The organism is Polaribacter septentrionalilitoris (genome assembly GCF_009832745.1).
Lineage (GTDB): Bacteria > Bacteroidota > Bacteroidia > Flavobacteriales > Flavobacteriaceae > Polaribacter > Polaribacter septentrionalilitoris.
This window is the reverse complement of record NZ_VRMJ01000033.1, coordinates 191,332-207,596: the sequence shown is the minus strand read 5'-3', so window position 1 is coordinate 207,596 and position 16,265 is coordinate 191,332. Positions and strand designations below refer to the sequence as shown.

Genomic DNA, 16,265 nt, shown 5'->3' with positions numbered 1-16,265 from the left:
AATTGATGCAATCCTTTATTTCTGAAACTATAGATGATATTTTAAAAAGTAACACTTCTTTTGAAGATGTTGTTTTTGTCTTGCCATCACAAAGAGCAAAAGTATTTGTAAAACAAACGTTTAAAGATAAAATTACAGTTGGGTTTTTACCTCAAATTTTAAATGTTGAGCAATTTATCAATCAAATTTCTGGAATTGAAAAAGCAGATAGTATTCAGTTATTATTTCATTTTTACTCCATTTACAAAACTATAGAAAAAGAACCTGTAACTTTTGATGTATTTGCTTCTTGGGCGGTTACAGTATTACAAGATTTTAATGAAATTGATCAGCATTTAGTAAATGCTAAAGAAATTTTTATTTATTTAAGAGATATTCAAAGATTGCGAAAATGGTCTGTAAAAGGTGAGTTTAAGGAAACCGAATTAATGAAAGATCATTACTCGTTTTTAGAACAATTAAATACGTATTACAATGCGTTATATGTTTTTTTAACGAAAAAAAACATTGGTTATCAGGGCCTTATTTATAGAGAATCATGTAAAAAAATTGATGATTATCTTGATAAAAACGCTACAAAAAAATTCTTTTTTATTGGTTTTAATGCGCTAAACAAAGCGGAAGAATTGTTGTTTCAAAAAGTGTTAGCATTAGGCAATTCTGAGATGTATTGGGACATTGATACTACTTTTTTCAACGCCAATCATCAAGCCGGTAAATTCATCAGAAAATACAAACAAGAGTGGAAGTATTATGAAAATAATGCGTTAAAAACACTTGGAAATACCTTTGCGGCACCAAAAAACATTCAAGTAATTGGTGCACCAAAAAACACTACTCAAGTAAAATATGCTGGAGAGATTTTAGAAAAATTTAATGATTTTACCAATACAGCATTAGTTTTATCAGACGAAACCTTGTTGCCAATAACGTTAAACTCCTTACCAAAAAACATCAATGCGATTAACATTACAATGGGTTATCCGTTAAAAGATGTGCCTACTACAAGTCTTATTTTTTCAATATTTCAATTGTTTATTTCGCAAGAAAAGTTGCAAAAAATAGCAATAAATGAGTTTTATTATAAAGATGTAATTAGCGTTCTAAAACATCAATCCTTTTATAAATTATTACCCAATATTGATAATTTTTCTGATGAGGTTGCCAAACAAAATCAGACATTTATCAATGAAAATTTTTTGTTTTCTTTTTTTAAAGAGGTAGATGAAAACAGTAAAAACACCATTTTATCAATTTTTAAACCAATAGTTACTGTTGATGAATTTTTAGATCGAATTTTAGCAGTTATTGATCTATTAAAAGAAGAAGTAACTAATTTAGAAAAAGAACAATTGTTTCGGTTTTATTCGGCTTTTAATCAACTAAAAATTCTTCAAAAAGAATATCAATATTTTCCAGATTTAAAAACATTAGCGCAATTTTTTAGGCAATTGATATCCTCAGAAAATTTATCCTTTCAAGGAGAACCTTTAAGAGGTTTACAGTTAATGGGGATGTTAGAAACACGTGTGTTAGATTTTGAAAATATCATCTTAATTTCTACAAATGAAGGTGTTTTACCTGCCAATAGTCAGCAAAATTCATTCATTCCTTTTGATGTGAAATTAGAATTTAATTTGCCAACTTATAGAGAAAAAGATGCTATTTTTTCTTATCACTTTTTTAGATTATTACAAAGAGCAAAAAATGTTTTTATCATTTATAACACAGAACATGATGTCTTTGGTAGTGGAGAAAAAAGTAGATTTGTGACACAATTGGAAATGATGAGGACAGACATTACTCATAAAACAATTTCACCAAAAGTAATTCCTCAAAATATAACTTTAAAAGAAATAAGTAAAGATGAAACCATTTTAACCTCCTTAAAAGAATTGGCCAAAAAGGGCATTTCTCCTTCTGCATTAACCAATTACTTATATAACCCAATTGCTTTTTACAAACAAAAAGTATTGCGAATTAAAGAGTTTGATGATGTAGAAGAAACTGTCGCTTATAACACCTTAGGAACTGTTGTTCACGAAACTTTAGACGAATTATACACACCTTTTGTAAATAGTTACTTGACTTTAGAAAACATCAAATGGATGGAAACCAAAGCCAAAGATTTAGTTGTTAAACACTTTAAAAAGGAATTTAAAAATGGTGATATTACCACAGGTAGAAATCGTCTGATTTTTGAGGTTGCCAATCGTTTTGTAATAAACTTTTTATCACAAGAAAAGGAAGTACTAAAAGACGAGAATAATCGACTTAAAATCTTGGCAACAGAAGAAAATTTGTCTACAGAGCTTACAATTGATGGATTCGATTTTCCAATAAAAATTCACGGTCAAGTAGATAGGGTTGATGAACTCAATGGAACACTTAGAATAATCGACTATAAAACAGGAATGGTTTCTGGAACCAATTTAAGAGTAACAGATTATAAGAGTTTAAGGGATGAAAAACATCACAAAGCCATTCAGGTGTTATTGTATGCCTATTTATTTACAAAAAGTAAAAAATACAATTTTACTCAATCATTAGAAGCTGGAATTTATTCTTTTAAAAATCTAAAAAGTGGATTTTTATCGGTTAATTTTTCATCAAATTATAGAAAACCAGATTTTGAAATCTCAGAAGAAAGATTGAATGATTTTATTGATGAAATCAAAAACTACATTAAAGAAATTTACAATCTCGAAATTCCGTTTATAGAACCTGCTGATTTAAAGTACTAATTATTCTCCCTTTAAAATCAATAAAGGTCTTGAAGTATGAAACTCTTGTTTAAGAACTGTATTTTTTTCCCAAAGTTTGGTAAAAAATCCACGTTTACGTCTAAAAACACATAATAAATCAGGTTCATGTGTTTTAAAATGCTCTAAAACACCTTGAAAAGTCGTTGCATTTTCAGTAGTAGTAAACGAAGTTTGCAACTCAGTTAAATCTTGATTTAAAACCAAATCTTTTTCAGCAAAACTAGCAGTTTTAACCAATAATAAATTTACTTGAGGGGTAAACTTTTTTGCAATAGATTTCAAAGGATTCAAAGCTGTTTTACTATTTACAATTCCAGACTTAAATGCCAATAATACACTTTTTATTGGTTCATATTTGTATCCTGGAGGAACACTTAAAACAGGAATATTGGTTTTTTTCACCAAGCTTCCAGTAGTACTACCTAAGAAAACTTCTTCTTTAATAGAATTACTTTTGGTGTTTACAATAATCAAATCAATACCTAACTCTTCATCAATAGTTTCAACACTTTCAACAACACTACCTTTAGCAGAAATTAATTTTACATCAACATTCTTTCTATCAACAGCATTTACCATTGTACGAAGGTACAAGTTAGTTTCACGTTCAATAATAGCATCTACGTTTATCATAGTTCCTGCTTTAGATTTGGCTTTATAAGCTCTAAAGACAAAAACATTTGCGTTTATATCTGCAGCAAAATCAATAGCGTATTGCAACGAATTTTGAGCAGTTTCAGTAGATCCTATAGGTACTAAGATGTTTTTCATTGTAAGCGAATTTGGTGGGTACAAAGTTAGTTATTTTTCAATGATTCCGCTACTTTTCCATTTTTTAGATATGTACCTTTGCAAAAAAAAATAAAATTTTGAGCACAGATATTAGCTTAAAAAGTATCAATAAACTAGCTATACCTGCTTTAATTGCTGGTATTGCAGAACCTTTGTTGTCTATTACAGACACTGCAATTATTGGTAATATTGATGAAAATGCCACAGAAAGTTTAGCTGCTGTTGGTATTGTTGGTGCGTTTATTTCAATGTTAATTTGGGTTTTTGGTCAGATTAGAAGTGCAATTTCTTCTATAATTTCACAATATTTGGGTGCCAATAAGTTGGATGAAATCAAAAGCTTACCAGCTCAAGCCATAGCAATTGTAGTTTTAGGAAGTTTGTTGGTTTTGGCAATTTCATATCCGTTTGCAGAACAAATATTTCAATTTTACAACGCATCAGGAGCTGTTTTAGAATATTGTATTACTTATTTTAAAATTCGAATTTTTGGTTTCCCATTTTCACTCTTCGTATTTGCAATTTTTGGAACGTTTAGAGGATTACAAAACACCTATTATCCTATGATTATTGCCATTATTGGAGCTTTATTAAACATTGTGTTAGATATCATTTTTGTTTACGGAATAGAAGGTTTTATTCCTGCTATGAATATAGAAGGAGCTGCGTATGCAAGTGTTATTGCGCAAATTACGATGGCAATTATTGCAGTAGTGCTACTGTTAAAAAAGACTTCTATTTCTTTAAAAATAGGGTTACCATTTCATGAGGAAATTCCGACTTTATTAGGAATGATAGGAAACCTTTTTATAAGAACAATCGCTTTAAATACTGCATTATATTTTGCAACAGCCTACGCCACCGATTATGGAAAAGAATATATTGCAGCGTATACCATTGGAATTAATATTTGGCTATTGGGTGCTTTTATGATTGATGGTTACTCAAGTGCAGGAAACATTTTATCAGGAAAATTATTGGGCGCAAAAGATTATAAAACTTTAGTTGCATTGAGCAACAAGTTGTTTAAATACGGAATTGTAACAGGAAGTTTAATTGCGGGATTAGGTTTTGTTTTTTACAATTTTATCGGACAAATTTTTACAAAAGAAGCTGAAGTTTTAGTTCAGTTTTATGATGTTTTTTGGATTGTATTACTAACGCAACCCATAAGTGCTATTACATTTATTTTTGACGGAATGTTTAAAGGAATGGGAAAAATGAAGTATTTACGTAATCTTTTAATTCTTTCCACAGGATTTATTTTTATTCCAACATTATTACTGTTCGATTATTACGATTTAAAATTAACCGCAATTTGGATTGCTTTTACCCTTTGGATTTTAGCTAGAGGTTTACCATTAGTGGTTAAATTTAGAAATGAGTTTTTACCACTTGCAAATAATGATTCATAAAAGTTGTCATTGCGAGTTTACGAAGAAATTTTTCAAAAAATAACAATTGTCAGTTCGAGTGTTTTTCTGAAGAATGAAGAAAAATGTATCGAGAACCAATAAGACTTCTCAATACAAAATTATTTTTCGTTATCGTTTTAAATAATTTCATTCAAAGTGACAAATAGCTGATAAAATCCTATTTTTACAAAAAGAACGTTTATGACAACAAGACAAAACGGAAGTTTATACACACAAATTCAAAATAAGATAGCAACCATAGAATTTGGTCATCCTGCAAGCAACTCATTTCCTAGTGAATTGTTAGAAAGATTGAGAAAAGAGTTGATATCAGTTGGTCAGAATGAAGATGTTGCTGTTATCGTCTTAAAATCTGAGGGTGATAGAGCGTTTTGTGCAGGTGCTTCTTTTGATGAATTGGTTGCAATTTCTAATTTAGAAGAAGGCAAACAATTTTTCTCAGGTTTTGCAAATGTCATTAACGCAATGCGAACTTGTGGAAAATTGATTATTGGAAGAATTCAAGGTAAAACAGTTGGTGGTGGAGTAGGATTAGCAGCAGCTTGCGATTATGTTTTGGCAACAGAACATGCAGCTGTAAAACTGTCAGAATTTACTATCGGAATAGGTCCTTTTGTTATAGAACCTGCTGTAACTCGTAAAATTGGAGTTGCAGGAACATCAGAATTAACTCTTGACGCAACTTCGTGGAAAAATGCATATTGGGCAAAAGACAAAGGTTTGTATGCTAAGGTTTTTGAAACACAAAAAGAATTGGATGAAGAAGTAGCATTGTTATCAGAAAAACTGGCTTCTTACAATCCTGATGCATTATCAGAAATGAAAAAAGCATTATGGAAAGGTACAGAAAATTGGAACAGCTTATTAGCAGAAAGAGCTGCTGTTTCTGGTGAATTGGTTTTGTCTGATTTTACCAAAAAAGCCTTAGAAAAGTTTAAAAAGTAATCTTGTGAAAATAATTTCAACAAATATTGGAGAACGTAAAGAAATTGACTGGAAAGGTAAAAAAGTTACCACAGGTATTTTTAAATATACAGTTGATACACCTATTTTCTTAGATAAAGAAGATGTAAAAGATGATGCAATTTGTGATAGAGAAAATCACGGAGGAATTTTACAGGCTGTTTACGGATATTCCCTAAAACATTATGCCTACTTTAAAGAACTCCATCCAAATGTAGTTTTTAAAAATGGAATTTTTGGAGAAAACTTAACTATTGATGACCTAGATGAAACTATGATTTATCAAGGAGATAGGTTTAAGGTAGGTGAAACTATTTTAGAAGCTACAGTTCAAAGAAATCCATGTTACAAATTAGGTATCCGTTTTAATGATATGAAAATTGTAAAACAATTCTGGAATACTACTTTTTGTGGTGTATATTTTAAAGTATTACAAACAGGTTTTGTTAAAGCTGGTGATATTTTTGAACAAATAAAATCTTGCCCAGAAAACCCAACCATTGCAGATTTATATGTTGCAAAAAGAGTTGCAAAAGGGATGTAATTTCCTATGTCATTTCGATGTTATAGTGAAATCTGATAATCAAAAAAAATATAGGAGTAAATTTTGAAAAATTAGCTAGCAAACAAGTTTAGCCCAGATTGAAACGGCATCCTTTTTTCTATCAGTTCGAGTGAATTTTGAAGAATGAAAAATTTGTATCGAGAACAGTAGAAAAAAGATATAGTGAAAAGCTGGAAATAGCTTCTAAACCTTATCCTCTTTTTTATGCAAAAAACGTGTTAATTTCATAGAAAGATCTAACAAAATAATTTTTGCATTTCCATTTCTTTCTATATGATAAAGGGCTTCATTAAGTTCTTTTTCAATATCTAAAATATTGCCAGCATGCACAAAAGGCGCAAATTTAGAAAGGTCAAATCCTGATTTAGTTTCCATAAAAACCAAGTTTTCAGATTTGTAATTTAGCAATAAAGCTTGTCTAAAAAATTGCAAACAATAGTCTAAAAAGCGTTTTTGAGTTTCACGTCCGGTTTTTGCAATGGTATCAGACCATTCAATTAATTGTTGCACAACAGCAGCATTTCCTTTGGCTCTAAATGCAGTTCGTATCCAAGCCACAAACCATTCTTCGAAAATAAGATCAGAAGAATCGTTGTGTAACAAATGCAATGCTTTATTAAAATTGCCTTCTGCTTGATGTGCAATTTTTGCAGCTTCTTTATTTTCAACTTGATGATTCACCACCAAAGTATTGGCAATATCTTGTTCGCTTAAAACAGGAAAATGCAGGGCTTGACATCTTGATTTTATGGTGTTGATAATCTGCTCTTCATTTTCGGTAATCAATAAAAAAACAGTTTTTTCAGGAGGTTCTTCAATCAGTTTTAGTAATTTATTAGCAGCTGCAATATTCATTTTTTCTGCCATCCAAATAATCATTACTTTAAAACCGCCTTCGTAACTTTTTAATTGTAGTTTTTTTACAATTGCTGATGCTTCATCAACCCCAATAATTCCTTGTTTATTTTCAACCCCAATATGTTGTAGCCAATTAAATAAACTACCATAAGGTTGTGTAGCGATAAATTCTCTCCAATCTTCTAAAAACAAACTACTAACAGGATGCTTTTTTACATTTTCGTTAGAAGTTACAGGAAAAGCAAAATGCAAGTCTGGATGTTGTAATTTATCACACTTTAAGTTACAGATTTCTGTAGTATCAGAAAAATGACAAAGCAAAAATTGAGCATAAGCAATTGCCATTGGTAAAGTACCACTTCCTTCTTTACCAACAAATAATTGAGCGTGAGGAATTCTGCCATTCTCAGCAGAAACTTGCAAGTGTTTTTTAATATGTTCTTGACCGATAATTTGGTTGAAAAGCATAGGCAAATATAAGGGTTTCGTTAAGTATTATGGATTTTTTGTAATTTTAAAATTCAAAATAACCAAATATGAAAAAATATTTACAAGTTTCAAATGGTGTTGCATTTATTGCTACTGTATTTATCAATTATTTATCAAATACAGGAGCTCTTAACAATTCTACCATAGGTAAAATATCTCAAGAATTAAATTCACTTTTTACACCAGCAGGATATGCTTTTTCTATTTGGGGTTTAATTTACCTTTTGCTTTTTTGTTTTGTAATTTACCAAGGAAGAAGCCTTTTTGTAAAGGTTAAAAATGATGATTTTATTGAGAAAATAGGTTTTTGGTTTATAATTTCTTGTGTAGCAAATTCAGCATGGGTTTTTGCATGGATATACGAATATACTGGTTTGTCATGTGTTTTTATTTTTCTACTTCTTTTTTCGCTTCTTAAAATTGTAGACAATAATAAGATGCAAATTGTAAAAGCATCAAAAGCAACGCATTTTTTTATATGGTTACCATTTGCTATTTATAGTGGTTGGGTAACAGTGGCAAGTGTAGCAAACGTATCGTCTTATTTGATAAAAATAGATTGGAATGGATTCGGAATTTCTCCAGAAATATGGACGATTGTTATGATTGTAGTAGCTACAATAATCAACATTTTGGTGCTTTGGAAAAGAAATATGAAAGCTTTTGTATTTGTAGGTGTTTGGGCTTTAATAGCCATAGCGATAGCCAACAAAACACGAATCAATAATATTGATGTTGTCGCTTATATAAGTGCCGCTATTTTATTTGTAAATGCTGCAATTCATCAATTTAAGAATGCAAAAAAATTAATAGGCTAGTTACGCAAACGTTAACTTAGATTTTTAAAAACTAGGTAGATTTTCCTTAAATAAATCGGTATTTTTGTTAAAAATAGAATCAAAAAAAATGAAAACACTAAAAGATTTTAACTTCAAAAATAAAAAAGCATTAATTCGTGTTGATTTTAATGTGCCTTTAAATGACAAGTTTGAGGTAACAGATGCAACTAGAATTCAGGCTGCAAAATCTACAATAATAGACATCCTAGAACAAGATGGAAGCTGTATTTTAATGTCGCATTTAGGACGTCCAAAAGGATTTCAAGATGAGTTTTCTTTAGGTCACATTGTAAAAAAGGCAACAGAAATTTTAGGAGTAACTGTAAAATTTGTATCAGATTGTATTGGTGATAAAGTAGAAGAAGCTGTTGCAAATTTAGAATCAGGAGAAGTTTTATTGTTAGAAAACTTACGTTTTTATGAAGAAGAAAAGAAAGGTGATGTTGCATTTGCAGAAAAATTATCAAAATTAGGAGATGTCTATGTAAACGACGCTTTTGGTACTGCCCATAGAGCACATGCATCAACAACAATTGTTGCCCAATTTTTTCCAGAAAACAAGTGTTTTGGAAACTTATTAGCCAAAGAAATTGTTAGTATTGATAAAGTATTAAACAATTCTGAGAAACCAGTATTGGCAATTTTAGGGGGTGCAAAAGTATCATCAAAAATTACCGTAATTGAAAATATTTTAGATAAAGTAGATCATTTAATTATTGGTGGTGGAATGAGTTTTACGTTTGTAAAAGCACAAGGAGGAACTATTGGTGATTCTATTTGTGAAGATGATAAAATGGAGTTAGCTTTAGATATTTTAAAACAAGCCAAAGAAAAAGGTGTTCAGGTTCATATTCCTGTTGATGTTATTGCAGCTGATGATTTTTCTAATGATGCAAATACGCAAGTTTTAGACATTAATTCGATTCCAGATGGATGGCAAGGTTTAGATGCTGGACCAAAATCGAGAGAAAATTTTGATAAAGTAGTAAATGAATCAAAAACAATTTTATGGAATGGACCTTTAGGTGTTTTTGAAATGGAATCTTTTGCAGGTGGAACAATCGCGCTAGGAAACTCTATTGATAAAGCAACCAAAAACGGAGCCTTTTCTTTAGTAGGTGGAGGTGATTCTGTTGCAGCTGTAAAACAATTTGGATTTGCAGAAAAAGTAAGTTATGTTTCTACAGGTGGTGGTGCTATGTTAGAAAGTTTAGAAGGAAAAACTTTACCTGGTATTGAAGCAATTCAGAAATAAGCGTAATTGTTGAAATGTTGGAGTTTTAAACTAAAATTCAAATAGAACAATTAACAATCTTAATATAAAACTGAGCTTATCGAAGTTCAATTATAACATATTCTTATGAGCGTATAATTTTTAAAATTATACGCTTTTTGTTTTAAAGACCAATAAGTTATAATTTAGTTTTTTAATAATTACAAGATTTAACAAATAAACGATTATACCACAAAATGAAATATACTACTTTGCCTAATACAGACCTTAAAGTTTCTAAAATATGTTTAGGAACCATGACATGGGGAAACCAAAATACTGAAGCAGAAGGGCATCAACAAATGAATTATGCTTTAGAACAAGGTGTTAATTTCTTTGATACTGCAGAATTGTATTCTGTGCCTGCAAGTCCAGAAACTTATGGAGAAACAGAACGTATTATAGGTACTTGGTTTAAGAAAACAGGAAATAGAGATAAAGTAATTTTGGCAAGTAAAATTGCAGGTGGTGGAGATTACACTGCTCATATTAGAAAAGGAGGCATTAACAAAAAAAATATTCTCGAGGCGATTGACAAAAGTTTAGAAAGATTACAAACAGATTACATCGATTTGTATCAATTACATTGGCCAAACAGAGGAGTTAATGTTTTTGGAACTAGAGATTTTCCATTGGCAACAGCAAATAGTGAAGTAGAAAACTATGAAGAGATTCTAGAAACTTTGAACGACTTGGTAAAACAAGGTAAAATTAAAACGTATGGTTTGTCTAACGAAACACCTTGGGGTACCATGAAATATATCGAAGCCGCTAAAAAATTAAATGTAGCAAAACCTGTTACTGTTCAAAACTCGTATTCGTTAATCCATAGAGGTTATGAAGTTGGTATGAGTGAAGTTTCCATGCGAGAAAACATTGGTTTATTAGCCTACTCTCCTTTGGCACAAGGTGTTTTATCTGGGAAATATTTAGATGGTAATAAACCTAAAGGAGCTAGAGGAACACTATTCCCAAGATTTATAGCACGTTATATGGGTGATGGTTCTTTAGACGCCGTAAGAAAATATGAAGTCATTGCAAAAAATAACGGAATGACCTTATCTGAACTTTCCTTGGCTTTTGTAAACCAATTACCATTTGTAACTAGTAATATTATTGGCGCTACAAAAATGAGTCAATTAAAAGAAAATATTGGCAGTATTCATATCAATTTATCCGAAGAAACCCTAAAGGAAATTGAAGAAGTACATGCAGCAATACCAAATCCTGCACCATAATTATAACTAGATTGATTTTCTAGTCTCAATTTATAGCATAAAAAAATCCGAAGTCAACAAACTTCGGATTTTTTATGTTTTTTGAATATTCACTAAAAACTATTTTTTTAGTTCTATAAGATCTGCTTTAAAACTACCATCTTCAATAGTTCCTGCAATTTTACCTGTTCTAATAACTTCGCAAAAACCAGTATGTTTGTCATGAGCGTCACCAAAATCATCAATATCAAAACCATCTACAAAATAAGCTTTGTCTAGTACTTTTACAGCCAAACTACAACCATCTTCAGAATCTAAATCAAACTGACATTGACCACAAGAAATTTCTGCTTCAGCAACTTCTACTTTCATTTTAGTTTTACAAGAAGCTAAAATCAATAAACTTAAAACGATTAACTTTTTCATATCATTTTTTGTCTTTATTCTTATTTCTCTATTCTAAAAAACTATTTCCCTCCCCAAGAATCACGTAACCCAACAGTTTTGTTAAATACTAAATTATCAGCAGTAGAATCATCATCAACATTAAAATACCCTAATCGTTGAAACTGAAAACGCTCTCCAACCTTTGCAGATTGTAAACTTGGTTCTACAAAAGCATTGATAATTTCTAAAGAATTCGGATTTAAAAACTCCATAAAATCTTTGTCTTTATGCGCATCTGGTGCTTCATCTAAAAACAATCTATCATAAGCTCTCACTTCTGCTTTTACAGCGTGTTTAACAGAAACCCAATGCAAAGTACCTTTTACCTTACGTTTGCTTTCTTCTGTTCCGCTTCCAGATTTTGTTAACGGATCATAAGTACATTGTATTTCTGTAATATTTCCATCAGCGTCTTTAGTACAGCTATTGGCAGTAATAAAATACGCGTTTTTTAAACGTACTTCTTTCCCTAATTTTAAACGGAAGAATTTTTTATTTGCTTGCTCTCTAAAATCTTCTCTTTCTATATAAATTTCTCTAGAAAAAGGTACTTCTCTGCTGCCAAAACCTTCTTCATAATCGTTATAACTAGCATCTAAAAGCTCTGTTTTATCTTCAGGATAATTGGTAATTACCACTTTTACAGGGTCTAAAACAGCCATTACTCTAGGTGCATTTTTGTTTAAATCTTCACGAATTTTAAACTCTAAAAGTGCAACATCAATTATATTTTCACGTTTAGAAACCCCAACAGTTTCTACAAAACTCCTAATTGATGCTGGTGTATAACCACGTCTGCGTAAACCAGAAATTGTTGGCATTCTTGGGTCATCCCATCCAGAAACAATATTTTCTTCTACCAATTTTAGTAACTTACGTTTACTCATAATGGTATAACTCAAATTTAAACGAGAAAACTCGCGTTGTTTTGGAGGAAATGGAAAAGCTGAAGCACTGTATTCGTACACATGATCTCTAAACCAGTTGTACAATTCTCTATGAGGTTTAAACTCTAAAGAACACAAAGAATGCGAGATTTGCTCAATATAATCACTCTCACCATGTGTCCAGTCGTACATTGGGTAAATACACCAATCATCACCAGTTCTATGATGCGTTTTGTACATAATTCTGTACATCAAAGGATCACGCATTAGCATATTTGGAGAACTCATATCAATCTTTGCACGTAAAGTATGTTCACCTTCTTTAAATTTTCCAGCTGCCATTCCTTGAAATAATTCCAAGTTTTCTGCTACAGATCTATCTCTAAAAGGGCTGTTGGTTCCAGCCTCAGTTGGTGTTCCTTTTTGAATTCTCATTTCTTCTGATGTTTGAGAATCTACATAGGCTTTACCATCTTTTATCAATAAAATTGCCCAATCGTACAGTTGTTGAAAATAATCTGAAGAATAACATTCGTTTGCCCAAGTATAACCCAACCAAGCAATGTCACGCTTAATAGCATCTACATATTCTTGCTCTTCTTTAGCAGGATTAGTATCGTCAAAACGTAAGTTTACAGGTGCATTGTATTTTTCTCCTAACCCAAAACTAATCCCTATTGCTTTGGTGTGCCCAATGTGTAAATAGCCATTAGGCTCTGGTGGAAAACGAAAACGCAAATTTTCTCTTGGCATACCGTTTGCCAAATCTTCTTCTATAATGTGCTCAATAAAATTGAGCGATTTACTCTCTTCAGACATGCTTTTATCAAAAAAAATTAAGCAACAAAATTACGTAAAATACTCAATGAAACTAAAATTTTACGAATTAAAGATGAAGTAAAATTTTTAGTTGAATTAGTTCCGAACTTGTTTCGGAATCTATTTTAACTTATTACCCAATAAATTGCTATTGACTATCTTGTAACAAAATTAGAATTTCAGCATCTAATCAATAAACACATTTACAATGAGCGACCAAATTAGAAATTACACCTGCCCTAAGTGCAATTCAAAACATTATAAATTAGGGCAAATGCGTGCAACAGGAGGAACATTGTCAAAGATTTTCGATATCCAAAATCAAAAATTTACAAGCGTTACTTGCGAACGATGCACTTATACAGAATTTTATAAGACAAAGACAAGTGCAATAAGTAACGTATTCGATTTTTTCACGAGTTAATTCCTTTTTGTCATCTCGACCTTATGTAGAGTTTTCAAATATTTGCTCGTTAAAGTTTTCTAAAAGGGAGTTTTACTGCTTATTTATTGTTGTATTTTTACAACATTAAAATAAAGACATGTCTTCTTTTATCTTAAACCATATAGCGATTTCTGTAAAAAATGTAGATGAATCTATTGCATTTTATCAAAAAGTTTTTGGATTAAAAGAAATAGAAAATACAGCTTCTAATTCTCAAACAAGATGGTTATTGTTAGCAGAGAATAAGCAATTGCACATTATTCCACGTCCAAAACTTGAAGTCAAAACAAATAAAGCAGTGCATTTTGCTTTGTCAACTTCAGACTTAGATTCTTTTATTCAGCATTTAAACGCTTTAAATATTGAATATTCAGATTGGAAGAATACCATAACTAAAGATTATGTGAGAAAAGACGGTATTCATCAATTATATATACAAGACCCTGATGGTTATTGGATAGAAATTAACAATGCGCTTTAATGAATAACAAAAGAACTATTTTAAAGTAAATTTTGCATTTTATGAAGAATGATAATAAAAAACCAGATTTAGTTGTTTTCAATGAAGAAAGTCAGCAATATGATGCTTCATTAAAGCCTTATGGTACCTCTGCAAGTTCTCCAGTTATTAAACCACTAAACACTGCAAGTTGGAAAAACGATGGAATTCAGCGTGTCAATAAACAATTTAAATCGAAATTTGATGAGGTAAAGCAGCAATATGAAGATTTAATGCAAAAGTTTCAATACAATGACTTGGTGTACAATGCTAAATTTAGTTTTGAACCCAATATTGGCGAAATCTATCATTTGTATAAAAACAAAAAAGACGAATCATTTTTATCTATAATAGCTCCTGAGCAATGTAGTTTTCAGCATTTAGGTTCATTCAGATTAAATTCTGACAAAATGTGGGAGAAAGTTGAATCAGCATCTAAAAAAGAAGCATAAATGGGAAAAATAAGAGTTAACAATATTAAGATATATGCATTACATGGTTGCTTAGATGAAGAGGCAAAAATAGGCTCTTGGTATCGTGTAGATGTTGAGGTAAAAGCAGATTTAAAAAAATCAGCAAAAACAGATGATTTAGCAGATACCGTAGATTATGTGCATTTAAATTATATTGTAAAAGAAGAAATGGCCATTCGTTCTAAGTTATTAGAGGAAGTTGCACAACGTATTTTAAATCGTTTTTTTAAAGAAATTTCTATGTTAAAAAAAGCAACAGTTTCAGTTGCTAAAATCAATCCGCCAATAGGTGGTAATGTAGAAGAAGTAGTTATTATTTTATCTAAAAAAAGATAAATTTTAATGAATCTAAACCAAATTACTGTTCCATCTTTAGATGTTGAAAAGGCAATAATCTTTTATAAAAAATTAGGTTTAGAGCTCATTGTAAATGCATTACCTCATTATGCAAGGTTTGTTTGTCCTGATGGAGATGCTACATTCTCAATACATCAAGTAGAAGAGTTACCAAAAGGAGATGGAATCTATGTCTATTTTGAATGTGAGGATTTAGATAATAAAGTAGATAAATTAATAGGTTTAGGTATTAATTTTGATGAAATCCCAACTGATAAAACTTGGTTATGGCGTGAAGCTAGATTGCAAGACCCAGATAAGAATCAGATTATATTGTTTTATGGAGGAAAAAATAGAAAAAATCCACCTTGGCAAATCAAAAACTAAAAAATACTTGTAGTAATTGTAAAAAACCGTAAATTTGCAATCCTAAATAGAAAAAGGTGTCGTGGCCGAGGGGCTTAGGCACTGGTCTGCAAAACCAGTTACAGCGGTTCGAATCCGCTCGACACCTCAATTATTTTTCACAAACTCTTAACCTTAAATTGGTTAAGGGTTTTTTGTTTTATTTTTTACCCACGATTTTACCCGAATTAATAGAAAAGTATATTTTGCTGTATCCTTAAATTAAATTGGAATAGAAGCTCTGATAGTAACAAAAGTAAAAAAAATATAGAGCTAAATATTTTTTTTAAATTAATCTTCGTTAAAGTTTATTAGTTCTGAAGGAGAAACTCCAAAGGCATCAGCAATCCTCTTCAGCATAGAAATTTTCATTTCTTGTTTACCCAATTCATATTTTCTTAAATTTTGAGCATCCATCAAGTGAATACTTCTAAAGAAAATGGTAGAACAGGTTATAATATGGAGAAGCTGGTAAACCTCAAAATCAGTAGGCGTTACAGCGATTATTTTAGTGGTAAGGTTTTGGTAGACGTGGTAACTCAAATTAGAATAAAAAACTTTTGACGAAGATTTCTTTATGAGGTTTTTTCGGAATTAACTCTAATTAGAAGTAAGTTTCGGGTTCATAAAAAGAAGGAAATGAACGATATTAAAAATTGTAACAAACCAAGATACATCAAAAATAGCAAGCATCATTTGTTTTAACTATTGGAAAAAATCCAACAATTCTATTTCTGTTTCAGAAGAAAAATTAGCA

At 30.7% G+C, this 16,265-nt stretch carries 17 protein-coding genes and 1 tRNA gene; 13 read left to right on the top strand and 5 right to left on the bottom strand.

The window, feature by feature from the left end; genetic code table 11:
* Positions 1-5 precede the first annotated feature (5 nt).
* Positions 6-2,744: a PD-(D/E)XK nuclease family protein gene (locus FP421_RS08120; protein WP_159949455.1), complete on the top strand. Its 2,739-nt coding sequence runs from the start codon at positions 6-8 to the stop codon at positions 2,742-2,744.
* Here FP421_RS08120 and FP421_RS08115 read toward each other — a convergent pair whose 3' ends face one another.
* On the bottom strand, positions 2,745-3,536 hold the full coding sequence (locus tag FP421_RS08115) for a universal stress protein (RefSeq protein ID WP_159949453.1): 792 nt from the start codon (positions 3,534-3,536) through the stop codon (positions 2,745-2,747).
* 98 nt (positions 3,537-3,634) lie between these two features.
* On the opposite strand from FP421_RS08115, the gene FP421_RS08110 reads away from it, so the two are divergent.
* The 3 genes from FP421_RS08110 to FP421_RS08100 all read left to right on the top strand — a co-directional run bounded on the left by FP421_RS08110 (position 3,635) and on the right by FP421_RS08100 (position 6,500).
* A complete protein-coding gene (locus FP421_RS08110; RefSeq protein WP_159949451.1) occupies positions 3,635-4,972 on the top strand; it encodes an MATE family efflux transporter in 1,338 nt (445 codons plus the stop codon).
* Positions 4,973-5,173: 201 nt separating this feature from the next.
* Complete coding sequence (locus tag FP421_RS08105; RefSeq protein ID WP_159949449.1) at positions 5,174-5,938, top strand: enoyl-CoA hydratase/isomerase family protein; 765 nt, start codon at positions 5,174-5,176, stop codon at positions 5,936-5,938.
* A gap of 4 nt (positions 5,939-5,942) precedes the next feature.
* Positions 5,943-6,500, top strand: coding sequence for an MOSC domain-containing protein (locus FP421_RS08100; RefSeq protein ID WP_159949447.1), 558 nt, complete (start codon positions 5,943-5,945; stop codon positions 6,498-6,500).
* Positions 6,501-6,704: 204 nt separating this feature from the next.
* On the opposite strand, the gene FP421_RS08095 is transcribed toward FP421_RS08100, so the two are convergent.
* Positions 6,705-7,847 carry a DNA polymerase III subunit gene (locus FP421_RS08095; RefSeq protein WP_159949445.1) on the bottom strand — a complete coding sequence of 381 codons (1,143 nt, stop codon included), beginning with the start codon at positions 7,845-7,847 and terminating at the stop codon, positions 6,705-6,707.
* 68 nt (positions 7,848-7,915) lie between these two features.
* Between FP421_RS08095 and FP421_RS08090 the strand changes: the two genes are divergently transcribed.
* The 3 genes from FP421_RS08090 to FP421_RS08080 all read left to right on the top strand — a co-directional run bounded on the left by FP421_RS08090 (position 7,916) and on the right by FP421_RS08080 (position 11,218).
* Positions 7,916-8,686, top strand: a complete 771-nt coding sequence (locus FP421_RS08090; RefSeq protein WP_159949443.1) for a tryptophan-rich sensory protein — start codon at positions 7,916-7,918, stop codon at positions 8,684-8,686.
* An 88-nt stretch (positions 8,687-8,774) separates the two neighbouring features.
* Positions 8,775-9,962, top strand: coding sequence for a phosphoglycerate kinase (locus FP421_RS08085; protein ID WP_159949441.1), 1,188 nt, complete (start codon positions 8,775-8,777; stop codon positions 9,960-9,962).
* Between the two features lie 215 nt (positions 9,963-10,177).
* Complete coding sequence (locus tag FP421_RS08080) at positions 10,178-11,218, top strand: aldo/keto reductase (protein WP_159949439.1); 1,041 nt, start codon at positions 10,178-10,180, stop codon at positions 11,216-11,218.
* Positions 11,219-11,317: 99 nt separating this feature from the next.
* On the opposite strand, the gene FP421_RS08075 is transcribed toward FP421_RS08080, so the two are convergent.
* Entirely contained in the window at positions 11,318-11,623 is a 306-nt protein-coding gene (locus tag FP421_RS08075; protein WP_159949437.1) for a DUF6370 family protein, read from the bottom strand.
* Between the two features lie 41 nt (positions 11,624-11,664).
* Positions 11,665-13,350: a glutamine--tRNA ligase/YqeY domain fusion protein gene (locus tag FP421_RS08070; RefSeq protein WP_159949435.1), complete on the bottom strand. Its 1,686-nt coding sequence runs from the start codon at positions 13,348-13,350 to the stop codon at positions 11,665-11,667.
* A gap of 208 nt (positions 13,351-13,558) precedes the next feature.
* Here FP421_RS08070 and FP421_RS08065 point away from each other — a divergent pair, with 208 nt between their 5' ends.
* The 6 genes from FP421_RS08065 to FP421_RS08040 all read left to right on the top strand — a co-directional run bounded on the left by FP421_RS08065 (position 13,559) and on the right by FP421_RS08040 (position 15,617).
* Positions 13,559-13,774 carry a zinc ribbon domain-containing protein gene (locus FP421_RS08065; RefSeq protein WP_159949433.1) on the top strand — a complete coding sequence of 72 codons (216 nt, stop codon included), beginning with the start codon at positions 13,559-13,561 and terminating at the stop codon, positions 13,772-13,774.
* Positions 13,775-13,892: 118 nt separating this feature from the next.
* The gene (locus FP421_RS08060; RefSeq protein WP_159949431.1) at positions 13,893-14,276 is read left to right on the top strand and encodes a VOC family protein; all 384 of its coding nucleotides are present in this window, start codon (positions 13,893-13,895) and stop codon (positions 14,274-14,276) included.
* 41 nt (positions 14,277-14,317) lie between these two features.
* Complete coding sequence (locus tag FP421_RS08055; RefSeq protein WP_159949429.1) at positions 14,318-14,746, top strand: DUF2452 domain-containing protein; 429 nt, start codon at positions 14,318-14,320, stop codon at positions 14,744-14,746.
* Positions 14,747-15,103 carry a dihydroneopterin aldolase gene (gene folB / locus FP421_RS08050; RefSeq protein ID WP_159949427.1) on the top strand — a complete coding sequence of 119 codons (357 nt, stop codon included), beginning with the start codon at positions 14,747-14,749 and terminating at the stop codon, positions 15,101-15,103.
* A 6-nt stretch (positions 15,104-15,109) separates the two neighbouring features.
* Positions 15,110-15,490, top strand: a complete 381-nt coding sequence (locus FP421_RS08045) for a VOC family protein (RefSeq protein WP_159949425.1) — start codon at positions 15,110-15,112, stop codon at positions 15,488-15,490.
* A 55-nt stretch (positions 15,491-15,545) separates the two neighbouring features.
* Positions 15,546-15,617, top strand: a tRNA-Cys gene (locus FP421_RS08040).
* Between the two features lie 182 nt (positions 15,618-15,799).
* Here the strand turns inward: FP421_RS08040 and FP421_RS08035 are convergent.
* Positions 15,800-16,051 (bottom strand): helix-turn-helix domain-containing protein, encoded by a 252-nt coding sequence (locus FP421_RS08035; protein WP_159949423.1) that lies wholly within the window; start codon positions 16,049-16,051, stop codon positions 15,800-15,802.
* Between the last annotated feature and the right edge of the window lie 214 nt (positions 16,052-16,265).